We start from the raw sequence: 24,605 nt of genomic DNA, 5'->3' as shown, positions 1-24,605 counted from the left end.
CTTCCTCTTTCTTTACCTGTTCCTAACTTCCCTCTATGCTAGAGCCATTACTTAATAAGTTCGACGCGTATGTTTGATCCCAAAACCCTCTATTTTACTAGTGGCGCTATGATGGCCATGATGACCTTGTTATGTTACTTAACTTGGCGAACCAATAAAAACATACCCGGCACTGCCACTTACACCCTCTATCCGCTGGTACTTTTTCTGGCAACTATGAGCTTTTCACTTCATGGTTATTTAGAGCATTGGCAAACCATAGGCATTGGTAATGCGCTTTTATTTGCCGCATCCATTATTCATGTATTAGCGATCAGCCAATTCTTAGAGCATAAAGGTTGGGAGTTAAAGAGTTTCTTAGCATTTACCTGCGTTTTACTCGTTGCTTTGGGCTACTACAGCATAGTCGACGACAATTTAAGAGCGCGGATCTGGATTTCAGACTTACAGCACATCGCTGAAATTGTGTTGCTGCTATCAATGTTTTGGCGATTTGCCCGCCCACGCTACCCCAATGGCACCATTGTATATACCATAGTGCTTGGTTTGCTGCTTATCGCTTTTATTGGCCGCTCAATTATGATGGGAGAGGTCACACACCTTACCATTATGCAAGACACCTGGTTCACAACCACCGTATTCATTAATGGCGTGCTCTCTCCAATCTTCTATGCCACTGGCATGGCCCTGCTTTGTAATGAACGACGTGAATTACATCTAAATGCGTTGACTGAAAAAGCACAAAAAGATTTAGAAATACGTGGCTTATTTTTATCTACGGTCAGCCATGAGATCCGCACCCCACTTAACGGTATTCTAGGCAGCGCACAACTGGTATTAAGCCGCACTAAGAGCCCAAAAAATAAAGCTTATTGCGAAGCCATTATTAATTCTGCAGAGTCGCTTAATTTACTCATTGATAAAGTGCTTGATTACGCCAGTTTAGAGCAAAGTGATGAGTCACTCTATGAAGAAGATATCGAGCTCAAGACTTGGTTAAATAACCTCTGCTTGCTGCTCACGCCATTAGCAGAACAAAAACAATTGAAGTTTGAGCTCGACTACGACCTGCCTGAACAGGCTTGTTATTACTGTGACCAACAAAAGCTTCGACAAATTATCATTAACCTCGTCGGCAATGCTATTAAGTTTACCGACTCAGGGTCAGTAAAAATCAAAGTCCACCTTGAACAAGATAGCGCTATGGCACATACCGTCACATTCAGTGTGATCGACTCAGGCCCTGGCATTGAAGATGACGATATTGAAAAGCTAACTCAGCCTTATGTGCAAAGTAGCGCAGGCAAAGTAAAAGGCGGTACTGGCTTGGGACTGGCGATTACCGCACGCTTACTCGAACGTTTAGGTTCAAAGCTCGAAATTGCCAGTCAGTTAAATAAAGGCAGTGTGTTTAGTTTTAGTTTAAATCTTGCCATTGGTGAGCTCAGCCTTGTACCACAACGCCTTCAAGAAACAGACTGCGTGACTGGGCTTAATATCTTATTAGTCGAAGATTTAGAGTTAAACCAAAAAATTGCCATTGAGTTTATGGCTGAAGATGAGCACAAAGTGAAGCTCGCGACCACAGGACAGTCAGCACTCGATTTACTCCAGCACCACCAGTTTGATGCCGTACTACTCGATATGAACCTACCCGATTTGACCGGTCAAGAAGTACTTAAGTCATTGAAGAAAATAGAGCATAAAAATCAGCGCACGCCTTTCCTCGCGTTTACTGCAAGTTTAAGCCCGGATGAAATCAAAGAATATATGATGCTGGGGATCAAAGACATTGTTGCTAAACCCATCAAACAAGAGAAGCTACGCCAAGCGCTCAGTGATTCACAGACACTGAAAGAGCCTACCATCAGTGTTGAACTGGCTGATGTGCTATACGATGAAACCGCGGCGAGCTCTTTACAGAAAAACTTTAATGAAGATGAAGTATCTTCTATTTACAATGAATTCGTGCTTTCTGCGCGCAACAAATTAATTAGCATTCAGCAGCAGTTAGACATAGACAACGACCAATGCATTAAAATGCTGCATCGCCAAGCGAGTACAGCCTTGCAATTAGGCTTTAATCGCTATGGGCAAATGCTAAAAACCATCGAACGCCGTTTACTAGAAGATAAATCTGCCCACGAAGAACTTACCCAAGCCATGGTCTTGTGGCAAGACAGCTTATCGGCATATTTGCAATTCGTTCGCTCCCAAACGCTGAATTAAGGCGTTTTATCGCGCAGAGTCGACACCTAGAAGTAAATTCGTCATGCTAATGACAAGTGTGGATATCACACATATAACAAAACAAAGGGAACCATTATGGCATTACTTAAAACACCACTGGCGCTGGCCGTCAGTTTAGCCGTATTCGGTGCAAGTGCTCCTGCGCTTGCTAATGCTGATAGTAAAGCAACCGATAAGGCCGCTGTAAAAACTGAAGCTAAAAAATCAGACAAGTGGGATGTACTAAACCCACCAGGTGAAAAGCAAACTATCACCATCGACACCAACGAAACGACATGGAGTAACTTAGACGTTAGTCCTGATGGCAAAAACATTATCTTCGATATGTTAGGCGACATCTATGTGATGCCTATTTCAGGTGGTAAAGCAACTGCAATTACCAATGACAGAGCATGGAACTTCCAACCGAAATTCTCTCCAGACGGATCTAAAATCGCATTTATCTCTGACCGTGAAGGCGCTGAAAACCTATGGGTTATGGATGTGAACGGCGAGAACATGCGTAAGGTCTCTGGCGAGTCTCACAACCTACTTCATAACCCAGCTTGGTCGCCAGATGGGCAGTATATTGCGGTTAAGCAAGGTCAAGTAACGGGTCGTACTATTCCAGGTGGTTCAATTCGTATGTACCACATTTCTGGTGGTAAAGGTGTAGTTGTACGTGAGCGTCTACATGGTGCGAAGTCACAGAAGAACGTTGCAGAACCTGCTTTCTCAAAAGATGGTAAGAAGATTTACTACTCAGTTGATGCCACGGCAGGTGTACGCTGGCAGTACAACAAGAACGCACTTGAATCAGTCTTTGAGATCCGCTCTTGGGATTTAGCAACCGGTGAAGAAGAAACTGTGATCCGTGGCTCAGGCGGTGCAATTCGTCCAACGCCAAGTCCTGACGGTAAATCGCTTGCGTTTGTAAAACGTATCGAGAATGGCAAAGAGATGCAAAGTGCTCTGTATATCAAAGATCTTAAGTCGGGTATCGAAACTGAAATCTTTGCAGGCCTAGACCGTGACTTACAAGAAGCAAACGGTGCACAAGGTAACACGCCTGCATTTGCTTACACGCCAGACGGTAAAGCATTAGTGTTCTGGTCAGGTGGTGTATTCCACAAAGTAGATATTGCTAGCAAACAAGCACAAGTGATCCCAACGCGTGTTGTGGCTGAAAAGCAAATCACGCCAGCGCTGAAGTTTGCCGTAGACGTTGCCCCTGACACATTCAAAGTGAAACTGGCACGTTGGTCACAAATTTCTCCAGATGGTAAAACAGCCCTATTCCAAGCACTTGGTCACCTTTACACCAAAGACATCGCGTCAGGTAAAGTAAAGCGTGTGACTAAGCAAAACGACCACTTTGAGTTCTACCCTAGCTTCTCTCGTGATGGCAAATATATTGTCTATACAAGCTGGGATGACCAAGATTTAGGCGCGGTTCGCGTGGTATCTGCAAAAGGTGGTAAAGGCAAAGTGATCACGCAAGAGCCAGGTCACTACATCAACCCGAGCTTCTCACCAGATGGTAAAAAAGTACTTTACCGTAAAGTAACCGGTGGTTACTTACTCAGCGGTGACTGGTCAATGGAACCGGGCATTTACTTAACCAGCGTTAAGGGCGGTGAAGCAAAGCGCATCATCAAACGTGGTGACAATCCACACTTTGGCGCTGACAGCGATCGCATCTTCTTCAATGTTGCAAGCAGCGAAACTAGCCGTGAACTTAAATCAGTAGATTTAAACGGTCAGCAAGAGCGCTCACACTTCAAGGGTGAGTACATCTTTGATTACCGCGTATCACCAAACGGCAAATACGTGGCCTTCATTGAAAACTTCAATACCTTTGTAGCGCCATTCACAAGCACAGGTAAAACACTGTCAATTAACAAGGGCACTAAATCATTCCCTGTTAAGCAAGTGTCTAAGTACTCTGGTGACTTCTTAAACTGGAAAGCTGACAGCAGCGCATTAACTTGGGCGTTTGGTCCTAACCTTTATCAGCGCAAGCTAACTGATACATTTGCGTTCTTAGAAGGCGCAGCAGATGATGTCAGCGAGCTAACGGCTGAAGGTATCGACTTAAGCTTCGAGAAAAAAGCGGATAAGCCAGAAGGCCTATTAGCCCTAGTTGGCGGTAAAGTCGTTACTATGCGTAACGCAGACCAAGAGCAAGAAATTATCGAAGACGGTGTGGTACTTATCGAAGACAACCGCATTATCGCAGTAGGTACGCGCAGCGATGTGAACATTCCTAGCAAAGCAAAAGTCATGGATATCTCAGGTAAGACTGTGATCCCAGGCCTTGTTGATGCACACGCGCACGGCAGCTATGGTAGCCGTAACTTACAGCCTGAGCAGAACTGGAACCAGTTCTCTAACGTAAGCTTTGGTGTCACAACCATCCACGATCCATCGAACGATTCAAACGAAGTGTTCTCAATGGCTGAGCTTCAGCGTGCTGGTCTAACGGTTGCACCACGTATTTACTCTGTAGGTCGTATTTTATACGCAGGTAATGCACCGGGTTATAAAACGCCAATTAACAATCTTGAAGATGCAAAATTCCACGTTAAGCGCCTAAAAGATGCGGGTGCTATCTCGGTGAAGAGTTACAACCATCCTCGTCGTGACACACGTCAACAAGTGCTAGAAGCAGCGAAAGAAATGGAAATCATGGTGGTGCCTGAAGGCGGGTCTAAGTTCCAACAGAACATGAATATGATCATCGATGGTCACACGGGTCTTGAGCACGCACTACCAATTCCAAACATCTACTCAGACGTTGTACAAATGTGGAGCCAAACTAAAGCGGGCTTTACACCAACGTTCAACGTCGCTTACGGTGGTATTAAAGGTGAAGATTACTTCTACGATACAACAGAAGTATGGAAGAACGAGCGCTTAAAAGCATTCGTACCTGAGTACATTCTTAACCCACGCTCAATTCGTCGCCCTACGGCACCTGAGCACCACTATAACCACATCAATGCCGCTAAATCTGCGAAGCAACTACGCGATAAAGGCGTTACAGTTCACATTGGTGCACACGGTCAACGTGAAGGCTTAGGCGCGCACTGGGAGTTATGGTCAATGGCACAAGGTGGCTTCACAGCATGGGAAGCGCTACGTAGTGGTACCATTGACGGGGCTAAATACCTAGCGCTAGACAATGACATTGGTACTATCGAAAAAGGCAAATTAGCCGACTTAGTGATCATCGACGGTGACGTTCTAAACGATATTCGTCAGTCAGAAAAAGTCGCTTACACAGTACTTAATGGCCGTATCTATGATGCTGCAACCATGAACGAAGTAGGTAACTACAACCGTCAACGTCAGCCATTCTTCTTCGAGAACGGTAGCAAAGCACCTATGCACTCAGCAACCGAAGCGTATATGGAAGAAAAAGCACACAAATATCACTGGAAGCATTAATAACCTGAGCTCAGGTTAATTATTACAGTTTGATGTAGTGTAAAAACTTCAAAAGGCCGCAAATCAGCGGCCTTTTTTACATTCATAAAAAAATAACCTAAATTTGCAACAAAATCGGACGATAACTGTAGACGCAACTAATAATTGTTCTAAACTTTGCACCTATATTAGTCACCATCTCAAGTAAGATATAATCTTAAAAAGGAATGCGCTATGACCAGCCCATTGACGTCTTTCCGCTCATTGAATTTGAGCAGAAAACTCATCGCCGCGTTTTTAACTGTGGCCCTAGTTCCTATCGTGGTAATCATTTCAATTGCGCTATATAAAGCTTCTACCGCGCTAGAACAACAAGCCTACTCACAACTCGCTGCAGTGGGTGAGATAAAAAAAAGTGCGGTTTCTAGGCATTTCGAAAGCGTCAAAGATAATTTATATACACTGGCAATCAGTCAAAAAACCGCTGATGCCTCTAAAGCATTTATTGCTAGCTTCAATAAGCTTGAAGGATTAAACAGCAAACCACAGAGTTTAACCCGTTACTATCAGCAAGATTTCAGTAGCAAGTTCAGGGCGGAAAACCCAAATACCTCTGTACCAAGCTCAATTTTAGATGGCCTTAGCCCGAAAGCACTTGAGCTGCAGGCTCGTTATATTGCTGACAATCCGCACCCGCTAGGTGAAAAGTCTGCACTAGACTCAACCGGTCACAATGATGCCTACGACCTAGCACACCAAAAATTTCATAGTTTTTTCAGTGAAGTAGCTAATGTCTATGACTTCTACGATATCTTTATTATCGATAATCAAAGCGGCTATGTTATTTATTCTGTTTACAAAGAGTTAGACTACGCGACGTCACTCAATAACGGCCCTTACGCAAACAGTAATCTCGCCTCAGTATTTAATGAAGCCAAAGACTTATTCAGCCAATCTGATTTTGCGTTTGTCGATTATAAGCAATATTTACCTTCTTATAATGCACCGGCCAGTTTCATTGCGGCCCCAATTATCTATGATGGTATGCCACAAGCAACACTGGTATTTCAGTTATCAATCGACGCATTAAATAGTATCATGACTGAGCGTGAAGGCTTAGGTGAAACTGGCGAAACCTACCTCGTTGGCCCTGATGGCTTAATGCGTTCAGACTCTTATTTAGACCCTGAGAATCACTCTGTCGTAAACTCGTTCAAATACCCGTCAAAAGGCAATGTCGATACCGAAGCCTTTGAATTAGCTATGTCAGGTCAAGAAGGTGAAAAAGTCATCACCGATTACAATGGCCAACCTGTGCTATCTGCTTATCGCAATATCGATGTATTTGGCAATAATTGGGCGTTACTGGCTGAAATCGACGAACAAGAAGCTTTCTCAGCTGTCACATTATTAAGAAATGTACTGTTAGGAATTCTGGCAGTTGCCATCGCTTTTATTGTCGCTGTCGCTATTTTCTTTGCTCGTTCACTGACACAGCCAGTGCATGAACTCATGGCCACGATGCGTCGCGTAGAAAAAGAAGGGGATTTCTCGCTTCGTGCTCCTGTTTCTTCTAAAGACGAAATTGGTCGCTGTGCAGTGGCGTTTAATTCACTGTTAGAAGCACTGCAAACTTCAATTAGCGCATCGAATCGCGTGCTTAATGAAATGGCTGACGGTAAATTCCATGACCGTATTAAGGTTGAATGTAAAGGTGAACTAAACACCCTTAAGCAAGCAACCAATAACTGTGCAAATAGTTTAGATGTGGCGATTGGTGAGATTAACCATGTCATCAGCGCTATGTCTCAAGGTCAATTCGACAAGCAATTGCAAGCACCTATGTCAGGGGACCTTGCGCACCTTAAAGACAACATTAATTATTCTTTAAACTCACTCGATAGCACCATGAATGCCATTGTTGAAACCATGGCCAATGTCGCGAAAGGCAATTTCACTGACACCATTCAAGTTGAAGCACAAGGTAAGCTAAACGAACTAAAAGTCAGTGTGAATGATTCTGTAAAAAGCATCAATGGTGCCGTTGCCGAGATTAATATGGTAATGGGTGCTATTCGTCAGGGTGATTTCTCTAAGCGTGTTAACTTACCACTGCAAGGTCAGCTTGAAGCATTGAAAGACGATATCAATTTCAGCGTTGCCAACCTAGCTGAAATCATTAGTGATATCAGCAATGTCATGGCTGCTGTAAATAAAGGTGATTTCAAACATATCGTTGAATGTAACGCTGAAGGTGAGCTAGGCCAACTTAAGCAAGACATTAATGCCTCGATTAACAGCCTAGATAAAGCGATGAGCGAAATTTCTGCGGTGATGATGGCAATCAGCCATGGGCGCTTTGACAGAACAATTGACTCTCCAATGACGGGGCAGCTTAATACCCTGAAACAAGACATCAATCGCTCGGTATTAACTCTGGACCAAGTGATTCAAGAGCTTGCAAGCGTCATGGCGGCGATGTCTGAAGGTGACTTCACTCAGAAGATTGAGTCAGACCTACAAGGCCAGCTACTTCAACTCAAAGAAGACATTAATGGTTCAACCGATACCATTTCTGATGCCATCAATGAAGTGACACAAGTGCTTAGCGCAGTGGCTCAGGGTAATTTAACACACTCAATTAATAGTGATTACCAAGGGGTGTTCTTAACCCTTAAGCATGATGTGAATAGCACCATTGCGAAACTTACAGAGGTGATCCAAGGCATTCAGATTGCCGCAAATCAAGTGTCACAAAGTGCTGGCGAAATCGCTAACAGCAACACCGAGATAAGCTCACGTACCGAAGAGCAAGCAGCCAACCTTGAAGAAGCCAGCGCCAGCACCAGCAATATGTTGGATGAAATTGGTCAAGTTGCTGACCAATCTGGCGTAGCGGTGCAACTCGCTGAAAGCGCCGAAGCTATTGCCAAAGAAGGTGGCACATTGTCACACGATACGGTATTGGCCATTGACGAAGTTAACACGGCGAGCAAAGACATTAATGAAATCGTGTCTGTTATCGACGGCATCGCTTTCCAAACTAACTTACTCGCCCTTAACGCTGCGGTAGAAGCGGCGAGAGCCGGTGATAATGGTCGCGGGTTTGCCGTTGTCGCCAATGAAGTTCGCGAATTGGCTGGTCGTAGCGCATCTTCAGCTCGACAGATCAAAGACATCATTGCCAATTCGAACGCCAAAGTAGAACAAGGCACTGAATTGGCGAATAGTTCGGGCCAAAAGCTAGAACAAATTGTTGGTGCAGTTGCGCAGGTTAACCAATCTATTGTGAAGATCAACCAATCGACCATGACTCAGCAACAGGCTATTCGAGAAGTCGATACGGTTGTGCAACGTCTAACTCATCTTATTCAAGAAAACTCAGCCATCACAGAAGAAACCATGGCTGCCGCTAAGCAAATGGCCGACCAAGCGCATAATATGCGTCGCTCATTGGAGTATTTCAATTTAGGTGAAAGTGAGTTTGCAGAGCCAACTTTGCTGGTACATCACTACAACCGATAGCCCCCTCCAGTAAACACAAAAACGGCCCATTTTGGGCCGTTTCTTTTTATGCAAACTCAGTTAATACTTTTCATTTAAGAGAGTTTGTAGCTCATCAATTTGCTCTGGTGTTAACTTGGTTTCTTTCAGTAATGACGTGATCAACTTAAACCCATGGTCGCCTTCGCCGTCTGCATCAAACGAGAACTTAAATACTTTAGGCGCTTTAGTTGGCTTAACTGGTTTTGGTGCACCTGGCGGTAACGGTGGCTCTGGTGGGAGGTGAAGTGTAAAGTCTTCACTATTATGTTGTACAAATACCACTTTGTTTACTTCGCCATCTTTACCCAGCTTTTGGACCACCTTATCTGCAAAGATAGTTACTTTGTTATCATTTAAGTCGATTTGTTCGAGCACCTCTTCAACCTTCTGACGTGTTTCAACGGTTAAATCCGCCAACTTTTCAGCTAGCACATCACTACCTAACTCCGCTTTATCAAGTTTAATGACTCGAACATTGCTGTTATGGCCTTCGCTCACCATCACTTTTACATCACCATTGATTTGTTTAACTTTAATCACATGATGTGTTTCTGTATCTGTTGCGTAGCTGCTGGCTGCAAAAACAAGGCCTGCAGCGGCAAGTGCTTGGGCGACTTTTTTATACTTAATGGTTGAAAACATGGTCTTCTCCTTATGGTGCGATTTATACACGCTGAAATAAAATATCGACCTAGCTATAGAAAAAGGCATGCCAAATAACTTTTTATAGTATTTTCATGGCGTTACTAATATTGCTTGGAAAAGCCAATGAAAAATATCCTGATATCAGGATATGAAAAGGCGGATATCGGGAATGCTTAGTTGATGAAATCTAACAGCTAAAAAGAGCACTGATTAATCTGCATAATTTCATGAACTTATAAACCACTTGCGATTTAACACTTTGGAATGCATCTTGTAATAAGTGGTTTAGAAGCGGTTTAAAGATCTAATTGGGAGAAGGTGTGACGATTAAGCGCTATTTTATTCTGGGCATTTTGGCGATATTTCTTTTACTTGCAGTGAGCCAAACCTTGCTGGTATTACATTTCAAATCACAAGTCAGTGCAGATATCACAGAACAATCTAAAGTGATCACTAAGCAACTCATTGGCAAAGCTCGAGAAGACATAAATAATATTGTACAGGGTCTTGGCACAGATGCTCCCAAAGTAGTCATCATCTCTGATCAGATCACTATTAGCAATTCACCCACGTTACCACCTCCGCCTCCTAAACCTAATACCCCATTAAGTGCCCCCAAGCCACCTGAGAGTCCCTTACCTGCCCATCCTGTAAGACCTCAAATAAACATTAAAACTGAAGTGCTACAGAATGAGCTGAACTCGGTATTTGTTCACTTCGAAGACGAAAACAAAATAAAGCAAGTCATTATGAAAGAGCATAATGATCAAACTCAAAGCCAAAGCTTTGAAAGATTTACGTCACTCATTTTATGGAGCATCGCCTTATCAACACTGATTGCCATTGGGCTTATGCTGTACTTTGTGCACCGCCTTACCCAACCAATCACTGCACTCAAGCAAGGCTTCTATGATTTATCAGACGGTAAGCTCGGCACTCAACTGCCAGCGCAAGGTGTCGGTGAAATTGCAACCTGCATTGACAGCTTTAATGCCACCAGCAGCAAGCTCGAGCAACTCAATCTGGTCGAAAAACAATTACAACAACAAAAGCAATTGGCTGAACTCGGCGAACTCAGTCGCGCTATCGCCCATTCTTTGCGAAACCCATTACATACTTTGGGTCTCACGCTTGAGCAATTTTGGCAAAGCCAAGACAGCCAACTCAAGGACAGCTTAAAAACCATTGCGGATAATAAAATCGCGCATTTAAATAAGAGTATCAGCGCTTTGTTGCAGCTCAGTAATCAGGACTCTTCTAGAGCGCAAGCTGTGCCAATTTCTGCCGTTTTACAAGATATTCAACTCGAAGTAGGCCAACTTGATTTTGACCTTAATATTCAAGTAGCTGATAACTTATCTATACAAGGTGCTGAATCGGAGATCCGCGCTATATTGCACACCCTGTTAGTTAACGCCATTGAGGCGCAACAAGCCAATCAAAACCCTCAAGCGATTGAGGTGAAAGCCTATTCAGCACAAAACACGTTATTTGTGGAAGTTGAAGATCATGGCGGTGGTTTTGAAGCACAAATTCTTGCTCAGCTATTTAACCCCCATGTGAGCAGCAAGGCAGATGGTGCAGGCATGGGGTTATATTTAGCCAAACGCTTAGCAGAACTTTACTATCAGGGTGATATTCAAGTACAAAACACACAAAATGGCGCACGTGTTACCTTGCAACTAGCGCAGTCATCGGTTGAAGAAGGAGCAGTTCATGACTAAGCCACAACCTATCTTGTTGGTTGAAGACGACCAGGCTCAAAATACCCTGATCAGCGCCATGTTAAGTGCTGCGAACTATCAGGTTTATAGCGCATTTAGTGTTGAAGATGCCATCATCACCCTTAAAAATCACGCAGACATCGAACTTATCTTTACCGATTGGAAGCTAGGAAATCTGTCGGGCATGGACTTAATTAAATATGTCCGCGCACAACAAAAACACATAGGCATTGTCGTCGCCACCGCTTATGGATCAATTGAGCACGCAGTTGAAGCCATTGAGCTCGGCGCCGACGATTATTTAAGTAAGCCGTTTCAGCGCCAAGAGTTGTTGCTAGCACTCGCTAAAGCCAATAAGGCTAATCAGTTACGTCTTGCCAACCAGCAGCTCAGCTCGCAAATAAGCGAGCAAAATCAGTTGGTCGATATCATTGGTCATGCTCCCTGTATGCAGAAAGTTTTCCAGAGAATAGAACGCGTCAGTGCCACCAGCGCCACGGTGCTAATTAGTGGAGAAAGCGGCACGGGTAAGGAGCTTGCTGCGCGCGCGCTTCATCAACTCTCAAACCGTAGTAAACAAGCATTTATCGCCATTAACTGCGGCGCTATTCCTGAGAACTTAGCCGAATCAGAGCTCTTTGGTGCACTTAAAGGCGCCTATACAGGGGCGAACCAAGACAAACTCGGTAAATTTACCGCGGCCAACAAGGGCACGATATTTTTAGATGAAGTGGCAGAGCTGAGCCTCAATGTACAAACCAAACTACTGCGCTTATTACAAGAAGGTGTGGTGACGCCGGTAGGTGATACCAAAGAGCATAATATTGATGTCCGAGTGCTTGCAGCAAGTCATAAGAACCTGCAGCAAATGGTACAAGATGGCTTATTCAGAGAAGATTTATACTACCGCTTAAATGTGGTGCCGTTACATATGCCACCACTGCGTGAGCGACAAGAAGATATTCCGCGATTAATCGAACATTTCTTAAAACGCTTTAGTAAACAGTATGGTATTGAAGCCCCCCAGTTAAGTAGTGCACTGCTAAAACATCTCCTCAACTTTAATTGGCCCGGTAATGTGCGACAACTCTCCAATACTCTAGAACAGTTTGTACTGTTACAAGATGAAGCTGAGCTAAAAGAAAACCTAAGCAACACGGCTAACACGTCACAAAACAATGGACTGTTTACCTTGCCAAGCGAGGGATTGAATTGGGATGAATTTGAGAGAGGCTGTTTGCAGCAAGCACTCAACCGAGAAGGCGGTAATAAAACCCAAGCAGCTAAGTTATTAGGCATTAGCTATAAGCAGTTTTTATATCGTCTAGAAAAGCATAATTTAAATTAAAACAGATCGTATTGCGCTCCATTGCACTATTAATATTAATTGCTTAAGCAAATGCCTCGAGGGGGTAACAACTTGGATTCAGTCACGCAAATTTTACTCGGCAGCGCAGTCGGCTACGCGACATTAGGCAATAAACTTGGTCGTAAGTCATTACTCGTAGGCGCGGCATTTGGCACCCTGCCCGACTTAGATGTGTTGATAAACTTCGGTGGTGATGTCGAAAACTTTGTTTATCATCGCAGCTTTAGCCACTCGCTGATTGTGCAATTACTGCTTAGCCCTGTATTTGCGTGGTTAATTGCAAAAATGCACTGGGCAAAATCTGTGTCGCTGACACGCTGGTCTATCGCCATATTTTTAATCCTGAGCACCCATGCTCTACTCGATACCTTTACGGTATACGGCACGCAATTACTTTGGCCATTAAGTAATTATCCATTTGGTATTTCCAGTGTGTTTATTATCGACCCCCTATATAGCCTACCTTTGCTAGTTGCGTTTGTTGCCCTGTGTTTTGCCCGCTCACAACCCTATGCAAGCAAAATTAACTCCACTGCGCTGGTATTGAGCTCGCTTTATCTGACTTGGAGCCTGAGTGCTAAATGGTTTATAGACAGCAAAATACTAGAGGCATTAGACAAGCAAGACATCACTTTTAAACAATTCGAAAGTACCCCTTCGCCATTTAATACTTTGCTTTGGCGCGCCGTAGCGACCACAGAGCAAGGCCACTATGAGATTTATGCATCGGTTTTTGATTCAGTAGATGAGGTAGATATTCGATTTCATAAAACAGCAAATCATGTCCTGGATACCTTGAGCGAAGATCAACGTATTGCCTTGCTGCAAAATTTTACCAAAGGTCTATACGGGGTTTACCAACAAGGCCAGACTTATATTTTTAGTGATTTAAGAATGGGCTTAGAAGGTTTTTATGTGTTTTCTTTTGAGATAGCCAAACAGGCTGAAAGCAGCATTAAACCAAGCGATTTCAGACAACTACAAAATCGCCCTCCCCTTAGTCGAGCAAGCCTAGTATTCGATAGGATCACCAATCCAAATATCGATTTATCACAAGTTAAAGCTAATTAATAAGACATAAAACAATAAAAACTTATCGTTTTTCGGTAAGTTTTTATTGTTTTCCAAATTTAACACGTTTATGCTTTACCTATAACAGTAACTTATTAAGGATAAAACATGAACGCATTCAAAAAATATATGGCGCGAGAGCGCAAGCAATTAAAAAGCTCAATCTTTCTAGTGGCAATGTGGAGTTTTCTCGGACTGCTCTCAATTGTTTTTTTGATCACAGGGCTAGAGCCACAAGATAACCTGTATGTTGAAGTCAGAAATGCGCTGCAATTAGGCGCTGATGGCTTAGTGGCGCTAGGGCTACTACTTGTATTTTCTAGATTACTCAAGAGTTATGAGCAAGGTCAGCAGGTATTTAATGCTATCAGCTTACAAACCAACCTACTGATCGCCAGAGTTATCTTACTCTATGCACTTATCGCTAAGCCTTTGCTGAGCATCGTACTTGAAATGATTTATTTCGATATTGATATCAGCATGATGGATTACTTTGCCAATATTGAGATCGTACTCGCCACTGCCGGATACATCCTTCATGTATTTTGTGCCAACAATAAGGTCGCCCAAGACCTCCAAGAAGAACAAGCGTTGACGATTTAATAATGGCTATCATCATCAATTTAGACGTTATGCTCGCAAAACGAAAAATGAAATCTAGCGAGCTTGCCGAACGAGTCGGCATTACGCCGCAAAACCTCAGCGTGCTAAAAAGTGGCAAAGCCAAAGCGATTCGCTTTAGTACCTTAGAGGCTATTTGTGATGCACTGGACTGTCAGCCTGGTGATTTGATTGAATTTCAAAAGGACAATAACGATGAAAATTAATACTGAATTTAACTATCAAGATAATATCATTGCCATTGAAGCAAATATGTTTGGCAAAGAGGTTATATATCTGAATGGCGAAAAGGTATCAGAGCAAAGGAACATCTCATCAAATGGTCGCCACTTAATTCAAGTAGATGAAGAACAACTTGAGATAAAGTTCAAAGTTGTCTCCCAGCTAACTGGCCCATTAATTATTGAGTTAAGTAATGAACAAGGGCTAATTGAATCGAAAACCGTTGATCTAATGTACGAGCTTGAACAGCAACAACTCAATGATGGCATTCGATTCACACCAGAAGAGTATAACTGGAAAGATGAAATTGAGTTTCCGGCACAGTTTGTTGTGTATGGTTTGCTTATTGCCCCGATTCTACTTTGCCAAATTCTAGAAAAGTCACCCATAGAGGCAACTTGGCCAGATCAGGTGACATTTTATGGCTGTATCGGTCTGGCAGTTATCGCCTGCACAGAGATTGTTTATCGGATTTTAAAACAATTTAAAATATTAAGCTCACAACAAAAACATCTGATTTAAACTAAAAATGACTAGAAAACGATATGGATGATACTGACTCAGTGCCATCCATTATTGTGTACTAGACACGCTTTGTTACTTTAGACTAACGATGATTGATACAAGTTTAGTGTTTTCTCAACAGCACCTTGCAAGGTTAAGTTAGCAGAAATATCTTGCTGTAAAAGCTCTACTTGCTGCTGATAATAAGCCGGGTTTTCAAGATATTTGGAAATTTGTTGGATCAAACCTTGAGGTGTAGGTGCTGGAAAAGTGGTGGGTTCAAAGTTATTTGCCATCAAGGCCGAAAAGTTTTTCGTGGTGATTGGCTCACCAAGATTATGAACATTGACAGGCAATACAGCCGTATTATTACATAATGCGTCCATCGCGGAACGAGCGCAGGCTAGTGCGAGACCAGCTTGCTGGTATTCTAAACCAAGCTCAGATGTATACCCTCTAAAGTCAATTACCTGCTTGCCTAATGAAGAGTTAGTTTGCTCTATTAGTTCTTTTAATTCTGACGAAAACTTCCCTTCACCGAAAACAAGTAGTTTTACGTCATTATTTAGTTGATATAACTCAGGCAAGACATCGTTGATCAACATAGTCAAAACCGCAAAGTGTCGTTTATCGATACGACTTCCATACATTAAAGTAAAAGGTTCTTTATTTTTGCTAAGAGGGTAAGGACGTACACCATTTAAAATAAGCGACGAATTTTTATGTAGCTTTGGATATTTCTTAGTTTGCTCATAGGTATTGCAGCGCACACAAATTAATTTTTGAACCCAACGACGTATCATAAATGAACGAATATCATATTTGAGCTGGCCATGTATCGTTGCAACATTCGGTGCGCCTGTTAGCTTTGATGCCATAACAGCGAGTGAAATACCTAATCTTTGATGGCCGTGAACGATATCAATTTGCTGCTCTTTAATTATCTTTTTAATAAAAAATAAGTTTTTCAGATAATTAATGTCATTCACTTTTCGCGCATAATGTTTAACCTGAGGCACCAAATGCTCTGTTTGCCCCCCCGCGTTTGACACCAGAACAACGTGATGTCCAGATTCTGCTAGCTGATTTGCGAGATCACACACATGAACCTCTGCACCACCCATATGAAAGTTTTTAGTAATCAGCAATATGTTTAGTTTTTTCATGGTAGACAGAGCTTCCTCACGTTGATGACATCTAGGCTATACGCCATGTTACTTTGGCAAAATAATGAAATTAGGCTTCAAAGCTAAACACAATACTTTCATCGCTATTGTGTTTTTATTTTAGAGCCAAGTAATCAAGTAAAAGGAGTATATCTCACCTTATTAAATCAAGAAAACCAATGTGCTCTTTCTGATCAGTTTAAACTCAAAGCTTTAAGTTAATGAGGCATAAAGCATTCCGAACCACATTCACAAAAATCGATTGAACTAATCAAAACAATCCATTTTATTTAATTAGTCAAACCCACTATCTTAGTTGCCAAGCAAAGGGGCACAGCAACAGGATGTCCCAAACGTAGTAATTACAAACTAACTAAGAGAGTAAACATTATGACTACTTCATTGATCAACACACAAATCAAACCATTCAATGCAACGGCTTACCACAATGGCGACTTCGTTGAAGTAAGTGAAAAAGACCTACTAGGTAAATGGTCAATCGTATTCTTCTACCCAGCAGACTTCACATTTGTATGTCCGACTGAACTAGGTGACCTTGCTGACCATTACGCACAGCTTCAAGACATGGGCGTTGAAGTTTACTCAGTATCAACTGACACGCACTTCACACACAAAGCATGGCACGATGCGTCAGACACAATTAAGAAAATCCAATTCCCGATGATTGGTGACCCAACAGGTCGTATTACACGCAACTTCGGTGTAATGATTGAAGAAGAAGGTTTAGCACTTCGCGGCACTTTCGTTATCAACCCAGAAGGCGAAATCAAAGTGGTTGAAACACACGACCTTGGTATCGGCCGCGCAGCTGGCGAGCTAGTTCGTAAAGTACAAGCAGCTCAGTACATTGCAAGCCACGACGGTGAAGTATGTCCTGCTTCTTGGCAGCCGGGTGAAGAGACATTAGCGCCGTCATTAGACCTAGTTGGCAAAATCTAACTATCCTTCATCTTTCGCACTGCACCAGTCTTGGCTGCGTGCAGCAAGAAATCTCTAGGATATTAATTTAGTTAATTAAAGGCTGTTACAGCAACAGCCTTTAATAAGCAAAAATAAATAGGACAATCACCATGCTAGACCAAAACATTAAAACGCAATTACAAAGCCACTTTGCTGCCATTACCGATCCTATCGAGCTAGTGCTTGCCCTAGATGACAGCAACAAATCAAACGAATTAAAAAGCTTAGCAAACGATTTAAGTTCATTAAGCACGCACATCACAGTCTCTGAACAAAGTGATGCGACTCGTGCACCGAACATGTCTGTGCGCTCTCCCAATCGTAATACACAAATCGATTTTGCGGGCATTCCTATGGGTCATGAGTTTACCTCACTGGTATTGGCACTGTTACAAACAGGTGGACACCCAAGCAAAGCCTCTGAAGAAGAGCTGAGCATCATTGATGGTATTGCTGAACCATTAAACTTTGAAATCTATATATCTCTGAGCTGCCAAACTTGTCCGCAAGTCGTGCAAGCGCTTAATACTATGGCGGCCAGAAACAGCAACATTAAAGCGACTATGATAGACGGTGCACTGTTCCAAGACGAAGTGAACGCACGCAATATCATGGCTGTACCAAGTGTATATCTAAATGGTGAGCAATTCTCACAAGGCGCCCTATCGCTGAACGATATTCTCAATAAACTAGACACCGGCGCGGCGGCCAAACAAGCCGAGAAGCTCAATGAAAAAGACCCATTTGACGTACTAGTTGTAGGTGGTGGCCCTGCAGGTGCATCAGCAGCCATTTATGCCGCACGAAAAGGCTTAAATACCGGTGTTGTCGCCGAGCGTTTTGGTGGCCAAGTTGCCGATACCCTCGCCATTGAGAACTTTATTTCAGTCAAAGCCACTGAAGGGCCAAAGCTGGTTGCACAACTTGAAGAGCACGTTAAAGAATACGATGTCGATATTATGAAAGGCCAACGCGCCGCGGGTATTTCTCGCGGTGACTACATCGAAGTGCCCCTTGAATCAGGTGCGACATTAAAAGCCAAGTCAGTGATCATGGCAACGGGTGCACGCTGGAGAAATATGAATGTACCAGGCGAGCAAGAATACAAAGGCAAAGGCGTCGCTTACTGCCCACACTGTGACGGCCCATTATTTAAAGGCAAACCGGTTGCGGTGATCGGTGGTGGTAACTCAGGTATCGAAGCGGCGATAGACCTTGCAAACATTACCTCGCACGTCACCGTATTAGAATTTGCTGACACATTACGTGCCGACGAGGTGCTTATTCGTAAAGCCAACAGCTTGTCGAATATCACTATTATTAAGAATGCACAAACCACCGAGGTACTTGGCGATGGTCAACGTGTAACAGGCTTAAGCTACACCGACCGCGTATCGGGTGAACAGCACCAAATCGACTTAGCGGGTATTTTTGTACAAATAGGCTTAATTCCGAACAGTGAATTTTTAAAAGAAACCGACGTACAACTGAGCCGCTTTGGTGAAATTGAAGTCGACAAATACGGCGCTACTAGCATGGCAGGCGTGTATGCCGCGGGTGATGTAACTGATTCAGCATTCAAACAAATTATTATCGCCATGGGCTCAGGGGCAACCGCCAGCTTAGGGGCTTTTGATTACCTCATTCGCCACAGCGATGAAACACAAGATGAAGCAAGCGCAGCGTAAGAAACTGCGCCCAAACAACCAATTTACTCCTAATACTTGCGTTACCCAAACTAATTGGTGAGACAGCAAGGCGGCAATCGAACTTATCCCCTTGAGCTTAGTAGGCTAAGTGATTGGGGTAAGTGAGAGTAGGTAACGCTGCTGACTCTTCAAGAAGGAAGGGTAAATACACCCAGCAAGTCAAAGCGGCCTTTAACCTCGGTTTCAGGCCGCTTTCTTTATTATTAACCCAAACCTGTCTACTTATTCCGCATTTGCACTGCACTTGGCTATACAAGTGTAAGGCCAGAGATTATGCTGTTCGGCCAAATTAAAGATGTTGAGGTGATGTATTATGAGCACGGCTTTTTCTCGTCGTTTTATGGAGCTGGTTGAGCAATTTGCTGGCGGAAACAAACGCCAATTTGCCATTTTAACAGGCAAGTCACCTTCGCATATTTATCGTATTTGTCGTGGTTTAAGTCGCCCTTCAATGACCTATCTTGAACATCTTTATAGCCTATTTAGTATCGACTTAAACTGGCTATTAACTGGCGAGCAACCAGTCGATAAACCGTTTTCATCTAGCCAAGACGAACTATTAATGGTGCCACAACTCGACGTTGAGGCCAGTGCGGGCTTTGGTAGCATGGGTGGCAGCGAAGATGTCACTGAACAGTTTGCGTTGAATAAACGCTGGTTAAGCTCACAGCTTGGTGTGCACAGTGACCGTTTGGCATTCGTGTCTATTCGCGGTGACAGTATGCTGCCAACCCTTGAGCATGGCGACATGGTGCTGGTTGACTTAAGTCAGCAACAAGTCAGTCGTGAAGGCGTGTATGTTATTCAAACTCAAGATGGCTTAATGGCAAAGCGCTTAAAGCAAAAATCTGATCATATTGCTGTGGTATCAGATAACGACGCCTACCCAAGCTGGCAAATTAATAGTCAGAACGCCGAGCAACACGGCGTGGCGGGTCGCATTGTCTGGTGTGGCCGTAGCCTTTAACTGCTAAAAAGCCGCATTGCTCAGCAGCAATTCGGCTTTTCCTGACAGGCTACTTACTCAAACCGCACTTGGCTCTATATTGTGCTTTTTAAGTAATTTATAAAAATCGGATCGATTGCGCTTAGCAATTTTCGCGGCCTCAGCTACATTGCCTCGGGTGATCGCGAGCGCTTTTTGCAAATACTCGTACTCAAACTGCACTTTTGCTTCGTTTAAACCAATAAATGGGGCATCTGTTTCTTCGGGTAAAGCCTCATTAATCGTTTGCAGCGAAATAAGCTTGCCCGGCGTGAGTGCCACCGCATACTCAACCACATTATGTAATTGTCGAATATTACCCGGCCAAGGGTATTGCACTAGCCTTGCTATCGCATCGCGGCTAAATGACTTGTCGGCAAATTTTGCCAAAAAGTGATTCGCTAACAGAGGGATATCTTCTGGCCGCTCTTTTAAACTTGGCAAGGTAATAGAAATAACATTAAGGCGATAATATAGATCTTCACGAAATGTGCCTGCTTCTACCGCTTTTTTTAAATCTTTGTGGCTGGCACTTAAAATTCGCACATTAATGGGAATTTCGAACTCTGCACCAACCGGTCTGATCTTGCGCTCTTGTAATACGCGTAAAAGCTTCACTTGCAGATCCAATGGCATATCGGCAATTTCATCTAGAAATAAGGTGCCATTGTCGGCCAATTGCGCCAAACCCACTTTATCTTTGGTTGCGCCAGTGAAAGCCCCTTTTTGATGACCGAATAATTCTGACTCCAATAAATTAGCGGGCATCGCGCCACAGTTAATGGCGATAAACGGGCCCTCACTCACTGCACTGGCTTTATGAATTGCCTGAGCAGTAACTTCTTTACCCGTGCCACTTTCACCTTGAATTAATATATTGGCCTGACTGCGAGAAATCGCCTCTAACTTATAGGCTAGCGTGTGCATTAAATCACTTTCATAGAATACACCATGAAACTCACCGACTTTTTTCTCAGCGCTTGAACGCCGCTCTAACACCCCGTCTAGTAAGCGCTCTAATGCTGCGATGTCGATTGGCTTAGTTAAAAAACCCGATACGCCCGATTCGGTCGCTTTAATGGCTTCTTCAATTGAGCCATGGGCGGTCATGATGATCACAGGTAATGCGCTAAAGCGCTTATTAACTTCATTAAATAGTGCCAGTCCATCCATGTGCTCCATACGTAGGTCGGTGAGCACGACATCAATGGCGTGCTTTTGCAAAATAGACAGAGCAAGAGTGGCACGATGCGCTAAATGTACTTGATACCCTAAGCTTTCTAAGCGCAATGACAGCAACTCTGCAAAGTGGACATCATCGTCAACAATCAATAAATTTGTATTCGCCATCCTCTACTCCTCATCGTTTAAGGGTTGTAGGCTTTGCTCTAAACGCTTGCGTTGCAACTGCGCGAGCTGTGCTTTTAAGGTATCTAATTGAGTTGCCACTTCGTTCAATTCTGCGGTTAAGCGTTTTACGGCTTTTTGCTGAACATGCAATGCGCCAGCAAGCTTTTGAGTGTGTTGGTTTTCTCTTTTCAGTAACGCAAAAAAGTGTTGATACGATTCTGGCCAAGGCGCTTGTTTTTGCACCCGCTTTAGCGCAGCCAAACGGCTCGTGCTACTTTTTGCTCGGCAATAGCGGTTAAAAAAGTCATGTAAATACGATTCATGCAAATATCTATCGTTGTGCTGAAAGGACTGCTTCTCACAAGCTACTAAGTACCAAGACATCAATACCGATACGGGCGCATAACTAGGCAGTTGCACCACTGGCACTTTAGGCTCAACGGGACTTGGATCACTACTCAGTACACAACCAGTCAGTAACCAAGGACAAATAAACCAAACAAATCGTTTCATACTAAGCCGCTCCTAGGCCAAATTTAATGGTGACATGACCACCTTGTTGAGCGCGAATGATCAGCGCACCTGACATCGCTTTACAGCATTCATGCGCAATTGATAAACCTAAACCACTGTGCATATGTGCCTCGTTGTTGTGTTGCTGATCAGCGCCTTTATAAAATGGTTCAAGTGCTCGACTGGCCGCCTCTTCATTAAAACCTTGCCCGTCATCGGTTACCACAAACTGATAACCGTCCGCAGCTTTGCTAAAGCACACTTCAACATGGTGTTTAGCAAATCGCAGAGCATTACTGATCACTTGTGTCAGTGCCAGTTTGCAAGGTAAAAACGGCACACTTAATTGTTCTAAATCGTCTAATTGCCAGTTCAGTTGCTTATGTTGTGCCATGGGTAAATCAGCAAAATACTGTTGCAACTCAGCTTTTAATTCGCCGCAGGGTTTGTTTTGCTCTAGCTGGGTCAGCTTAGCGGTACCGCTAAATAACAATAAATCTTCAATCAGCGCTTTAAGTTGCATAGCGCTTTTGTCCATGATTGATAACACCCTAGTTTGCTGCGCATTTAATGCCCCGAGCACTTGCTCGTTGAGTAATGATGTACCTTCGACCATGGACGCAAGGGGGGTTTTAAGCTCATGACTGACATGACGCAAAAAGGTATCTTGCTCTTCATGTTGGCTTTTTAAACTCAATCTTAACCAGTTTAAGCGCGCGCCTAATTTAGCCAACTCGGCACTGCCCGATAATGCGATAGGTTTTTCCCATTCACCGACACCTAGCTGATCAGTGGCTTTTTCTATGGCCGATAACTTGCTGCGAATTTTCACTAATAAACGAATACTCACCACAGCCAACAAGGGCACCAGTACACTCAAGCCAATAAAAAACAACCATTGTTGCTGAGCAATATGTGCATCGAGTTGCTGTTGCGTTTGCGCTAAATCAGCCTTTAGCGTGTCGGTCAATTGATAGTAATCTCGCCAAGTCCTGGCAAAAGTATCGTCTGATTTAGTGTGCAATTGCATGGTCTGTTGCAGCTGTTGCAAATCGGCAACAAAGCCCTCTGAGCGGGCATATTTTTTTAATGCCACCGCCATATTTTCAACTTCAAACCACTTATTTGCGAGAGTTTGAGTTAACTGGCTGTCTTGTAATATTTGGTTATTTTGCTCGGCGTCTTGTAGCGCTTTTAGGGCTTGCGAAACAGCCTTAAAATCTCGCTCAACTTGTTGAGATAGCTTATAAAAGTTACGCATTTCTGAAGAAGACTGCTGCAGAGAAGACGAGAACCACAAGGTCAATGCAATCAGTGGCAAAGTCGATACGACAACTGCGAAAACGGCCTGATGTACAAAAGAGCTAGAAATTTTTAATTTTTTACAAATTACGCGCCACGCTCTGAACCTAGTTTTTAACCCTGAAGCCATTGTGCTCGTCCTTCGAAAGTTCGCTTGTCGCAAAAAAGCAACAAGCTAAATACATGATTTTAAATGACAAATAAAAAGCTAACTCGTTTAACTGTTGCTATTTAGCAACACTGCAACTGAATCACTTCTGAATAAAACCCCATTAAAAATTATAAATAACTGATAATTATAAGCTTTTTATTTTTGGCACCGTTTTTGAGTTATCTACTTCGACATTGACGAACACCACACTCAATAACGAGGTGGTCCAAAAGAAGGAAATGAAGATGAAAAAACATATTAATTCAGCACTACTTGTAACGAGCATCGCATTAGTAGGTAGCAGCTTCAGTGCATTAGCGACAACCACTTTTGAGCAGTTCGACAAAGATGGTAACGGCAGCATCAGCAAAACTGAAGCAAGAGCAGATCCGCGCCTTAACGACCAGTTCAAGAAATTAGATAGCGATGGCAACGGCGAACTGAGTAAAACCGAGTTCGGTAAATTTGAAGGCTAATTCGCTTTAGCTTTATCACCCTTTTCTTACATTTTTAAAAATTAGGAGCTCATTATGACGCTTTCAAAAACATTACTTATGACAACTTCACTTTTCATCAGTGCCTTTGCACTTGCAAGCGACGTGCAATTCTCAAGCGTCGATGCCAACAAAGATGGCGTTATTTCGCAAACTGAAGCAAAGGCGGTTCCAAAAGTAGCTGCACAGTTCTATCAACTTGATAAAAACAAAAACGGCGAGCTTTCTGAAGCTGAATTCAAAAACTTTAAGCAATAATCACATTAAGGATCAAGACTATGAAAACTATGGTTAATTTATCTATTATCGCTGCTGCAACTTTGATCAGTGCACACGCATTCGCCGCTTCTTTCAGTGACTTTGATACAGATAGTGATGGCTATATCAGTCAAAAAGAAGCAAAAGTATCAAACACCTTAACGCAGCTTTTTGACCGCCTAGACGCTGATGGCGACGGTAAAATCTCGCAAAAAGAGTTTAAGGCGCTCGACTCAGAGCAGTAATCGGCGCTACATCAGTCCTCTAAATTGAGTGTGCATTTGGAGGATTGGTGATCATCATTCCAATACGCAGAATAGCCTAAAGGATCCCCCC

Annotated in this window: 20 protein-coding genes; 15 read left to right on the top strand and 5 right to left on the bottom strand. The window is 43.2% G+C overall.

Annotation, left to right across the window (positions count from 1 at the left end):
• Positions 1–69: 69 nt before the first annotated feature.
• The 3 genes from AAEU28_RS19815 (at position 70) to AAEU28_RS19805 (ending at position 9,183) form a co-directional block, all read left to right on the top strand.
• Positions 70–2,229, top strand: coding sequence for an ATP-binding protein (locus AAEU28_RS19815; protein ID WP_421965648.1), 2,160 nt, complete (start codon positions 70–72; stop codon positions 2,227–2,229).
• 96 nt (positions 2,230–2,325) lie between these two features.
• Complete coding sequence (locus tag AAEU28_RS19810) at positions 2,326–5,679, top strand: amidohydrolase family protein (RefSeq protein ID WP_421965647.1); 3,354 nt, start codon at positions 2,326–2,328, stop codon at positions 5,677–5,679.
• A 213-nt stretch (positions 5,680–5,892) separates the two neighbouring features.
• A complete protein-coding gene (locus AAEU28_RS19805) occupies positions 5,893–9,183 on the top strand; it encodes a methyl-accepting chemotaxis protein (RefSeq protein WP_421965646.1) in 3,291 nt (1,096 codons plus the stop codon).
• A gap of 60 nt (positions 9,184–9,243) precedes the next feature.
• Here AAEU28_RS19805 and AAEU28_RS19800 read toward each other — a convergent pair whose 3' ends face one another.
• Entirely contained in the window at positions 9,244–9,846 is a 603-nt protein-coding gene (locus AAEU28_RS19800; protein ID WP_421965645.1) for a hypothetical protein, read from the bottom strand.
• A 323-nt stretch (positions 9,847–10,169) separates the two neighbouring features.
• On the opposite strand from AAEU28_RS19800, the gene AAEU28_RS19795 reads away from it, so the two are divergent.
• From AAEU28_RS19795 to AAEU28_RS19770, 6 genes are all read left to right on the top strand, one after another.
• Entirely contained in the window at positions 10,170–11,573 is a 1,404-nt protein-coding gene (locus AAEU28_RS19795; RefSeq protein WP_421965644.1) for an ATP-binding protein, read from the top strand.
• Positions 11,566–12,921, top strand: coding sequence for a sigma-54-dependent transcriptional regulator (locus AAEU28_RS19790; RefSeq protein WP_421965643.1), 1,356 nt, complete (start codon positions 11,566–11,568; stop codon positions 12,919–12,921). Before AAEU28_RS19795 ends, AAEU28_RS19790 begins: the two co-directional genes overlap by 8 nt.
• Before the next feature lie 72 nt (positions 12,922–12,993).
• Positions 12,994–14,013 carry a metal-dependent hydrolase gene (locus tag AAEU28_RS19785; protein WP_421965642.1) on the top strand — a complete coding sequence of 340 codons (1,020 nt, stop codon included), beginning with the start codon at positions 12,994–12,996 and terminating at the stop codon, positions 14,011–14,013.
• 108 nt (positions 14,014–14,121) lie between these two features.
• A complete protein-coding gene (locus AAEU28_RS19780) occupies positions 14,122–14,616 on the top strand; it encodes a hypothetical protein (RefSeq protein WP_421965641.1) in 495 nt (164 codons plus the stop codon).
• A gap of 2 nt (positions 14,617–14,618) precedes the next feature.
• A complete protein-coding gene (locus tag AAEU28_RS19775) occupies positions 14,619–14,840 on the top strand; it encodes a helix-turn-helix domain-containing protein (RefSeq protein ID WP_390448727.1) in 222 nt (73 codons plus the stop codon).
• A complete protein-coding gene (locus AAEU28_RS19770) occupies positions 14,830–15,378 on the top strand; it encodes a hypothetical protein (protein ID WP_421965640.1) in 549 nt (182 codons plus the stop codon). Before AAEU28_RS19775 ends, AAEU28_RS19770 begins: the two co-directional genes overlap by 11 nt.
• 80 nt (positions 15,379–15,458) lie before the next feature.
• Here AAEU28_RS19770 and AAEU28_RS19765 read toward each other — a convergent pair whose 3' ends face one another.
• Positions 15,459–16,526 carry a glycosyltransferase gene (locus tag AAEU28_RS19765; RefSeq protein ID WP_421965639.1) on the bottom strand — a complete coding sequence of 356 codons (1,068 nt, stop codon included), beginning with the start codon at positions 16,524–16,526 and terminating at the stop codon, positions 15,459–15,461.
• A gap of 390 nt (positions 16,527–16,916) precedes the next feature.
• Between AAEU28_RS19765 and ahpC the strand changes: the two genes are divergently transcribed.
• The 3 genes from ahpC to AAEU28_RS19750 all read left to right on the top strand — a co-directional run bounded on the left by ahpC (position 16,917) and on the right by AAEU28_RS19750 (position 20,183).
• On the top strand, positions 16,917–17,486 hold the full coding sequence (gene ahpC / locus AAEU28_RS19760; protein ID WP_404392651.1) for an alkyl hydroperoxide reductase subunit C: 570 nt from the start codon (positions 16,917–16,919) through the stop codon (positions 17,484–17,486).
• 131 nt (positions 17,487–17,617) lie between these two features.
• The gene (gene ahpF / locus AAEU28_RS19755) at positions 17,618–19,195 is read left to right on the top strand and encodes an alkyl hydroperoxide reductase subunit F (protein WP_421965638.1); all 1,578 of its coding nucleotides are present in this window, start codon (positions 17,618–17,620) and stop codon (positions 19,193–19,195) included.
• Between the two features lie 334 nt (positions 19,196–19,529).
• Positions 19,530–20,183 (top strand): XRE family transcriptional regulator, encoded by a 654-nt coding sequence (locus AAEU28_RS19750; RefSeq protein ID WP_421965637.1) that lies wholly within the window; start codon positions 19,530–19,532, stop codon positions 20,181–20,183.
• Positions 20,184–20,240: 57 nt separating this feature from the next.
• Here the strand turns inward: AAEU28_RS19750 and AAEU28_RS19745 are convergent, their stop codons facing one another.
• From AAEU28_RS19745 to AAEU28_RS19735, 3 genes are read right to left on the bottom strand one after another with little or no spacing between them, the layout of a single operon-like run.
• Positions 20,241–21,551, bottom strand: a complete 1,311-nt coding sequence (locus AAEU28_RS19745) for a sigma-54-dependent transcriptional regulator (RefSeq protein ID WP_421965636.1) — start codon at positions 21,549–21,551, stop codon at positions 20,241–20,243.
• 3 nt (positions 21,552–21,554) lie between these two features.
• The gene (locus AAEU28_RS19740) at positions 21,555–22,064 is read right to left on the bottom strand and encodes a hypothetical protein (RefSeq protein WP_421965635.1); all 510 of its coding nucleotides are present in this window, start codon (positions 22,062–22,064) and stop codon (positions 21,555–21,557) included.
• A gap of 1 nt (position 22,065) precedes the next feature.
• A complete protein-coding gene (locus tag AAEU28_RS19735) occupies positions 22,066–23,496 on the bottom strand; it encodes a sensor histidine kinase (RefSeq protein ID WP_421965634.1) in 1,431 nt (476 codons plus the stop codon).
• Between the two features lie 266 nt (positions 23,497–23,762).
• On the opposite strand from AAEU28_RS19735, the gene AAEU28_RS19730 reads away from it, so the two are divergent.
• Genes AAEU28_RS19730 through AAEU28_RS19720 form a run of 3 tightly spaced genes read left to right on the top strand, consistent with a single transcriptional unit; the run spans position 23,763 to position 24,514 of the window.
• The gene (locus AAEU28_RS19730) at positions 23,763–23,993 is read left to right on the top strand and encodes a hypothetical protein (RefSeq protein WP_421965633.1); all 231 of its coding nucleotides are present in this window, start codon (positions 23,763–23,765) and stop codon (positions 23,991–23,993) included.
• Between the two features lie 54 nt (positions 23,994–24,047).
• Positions 24,048–24,269: a crotonobetainyl-CoA--carnitine CoA-transferase gene (locus AAEU28_RS19725; protein WP_421965632.1), complete on the top strand. Its 222-nt coding sequence runs from the start codon at positions 24,048–24,050 to the stop codon at positions 24,267–24,269.
• A gap of 20 nt (positions 24,270–24,289) precedes the next feature.
• On the top strand, positions 24,290–24,514 hold the full coding sequence (locus AAEU28_RS19720; protein ID WP_421965631.1) for an EF-hand domain-containing protein: 225 nt from the start codon (positions 24,290–24,292) through the stop codon (positions 24,512–24,514).
• Positions 24,515–24,605 lie beyond the last annotated feature (91 nt).

This window comes from Pseudoalteromonas sp. SS15, from assembly GCF_049257195.1.
Taxonomy (GTDB): domain Bacteria; phylum Pseudomonadota; class Gammaproteobacteria; order Enterobacterales; family Alteromonadaceae; genus Pseudoalteromonas.
The sequence above is the reverse complement of the archived record's forward strand: the minus strand, read 5'-3'. Positions and strand labels throughout refer to the sequence as shown.

Excerpts from the sequence above, each read along its gene's own strand:
- AAEU28_RS19815 (WP_421965648.1), top strand. The coding sequence starts at position 70 with ATGTTTGATCCCAAAACCCTCTATTTTACTAGTGGCGCTATGATGGCC.
- AAEU28_RS19810 (WP_421965647.1), top strand. The coding sequence starts at position 2,326 with ATGGCATTACTTAAAACACCACTGGCGCTGGCCGTCAGTTTAGCCGTA.
- AAEU28_RS19805 (WP_421965646.1), top strand. The coding sequence starts at position 5,893 with ATGACCAGCCCATTGACGTCTTTCCGCTCATTGAATTTGAGCAGAAAA.
- AAEU28_RS19800 (WP_421965645.1), bottom strand. The coding sequence starts at position 9,846 with ATGTTTTCAACCATTAAGTATAAAAAAGTCGCCCAAGCACTTGCCGCT.
- AAEU28_RS19790 (WP_421965643.1), top strand. The coding sequence starts at position 11,566 with ATGACTAAGCCACAACCTATCTTGTTGGTTGAAGACGACCAGGCTCAA.
- AAEU28_RS19780 (WP_421965641.1), top strand. The coding sequence starts at position 14,122 with ATGAACGCATTCAAAAAATATATGGCGCGAGAGCGCAAGCAATTAAAA.
- AAEU28_RS19775 (WP_390448727.1), top strand. The coding sequence starts at position 14,619 with ATGGCTATCATCATCAATTTAGACGTTATGCTCGCAAAACGAAAAATG.
- AAEU28_RS19770 (WP_421965640.1), top strand. The coding sequence starts at position 14,830 with ATGAAAATTAATACTGAATTTAACTATCAAGATAATATCATTGCCATT.
- AAEU28_RS19765 (WP_421965639.1), bottom strand. The coding sequence starts at position 16,526 with ATGAAAAAACTAAACATATTGCTGATTACTAAAAACTTTCATATGGGT.
- ahpC (WP_404392651.1), top strand. The coding sequence starts at position 16,917 with ATGACTACTTCATTGATCAACACACAAATCAAACCATTCAATGCAACG.
- ahpF (WP_421965638.1), top strand. The coding sequence starts at position 17,618 with ATGCTAGACCAAAACATTAAAACGCAATTACAAAGCCACTTTGCTGCC.
- AAEU28_RS19750 (WP_421965637.1), top strand. The coding sequence starts at position 19,530 with ATGAGCACGGCTTTTTCTCGTCGTTTTATGGAGCTGGTTGAGCAATTT.
- AAEU28_RS19745 (WP_421965636.1), bottom strand. The coding sequence starts at position 21,551 with ATGGCGAATACAAATTTATTGATTGTTGACGATGATGTCCACTTTGCA.
- AAEU28_RS19740 (WP_421965635.1), bottom strand. The coding sequence starts at position 22,064 with ATGAAACGATTTGTTTGGTTTATTTGTCCTTGGTTACTGACTGGTTGT.
- AAEU28_RS19735 (WP_421965634.1), bottom strand. The coding sequence starts at position 23,496 with ATGGCTTCAGGGTTAAAAACTAGGTTCAGAGCGTGGCGCGTAATTTGT.
- AAEU28_RS19730 (WP_421965633.1), top strand. The coding sequence starts at position 23,763 with ATGAAAAAACATATTAATTCAGCACTACTTGTAACGAGCATCGCATTA.
- AAEU28_RS19725 (WP_421965632.1), top strand. The coding sequence starts at position 24,048 with ATGACGCTTTCAAAAACATTACTTATGACAACTTCACTTTTCATCAGT.
- AAEU28_RS19720 (WP_421965631.1), top strand. The coding sequence starts at position 24,290 with ATGAAAACTATGGTTAATTTATCTATTATCGCTGCTGCAACTTTGATC.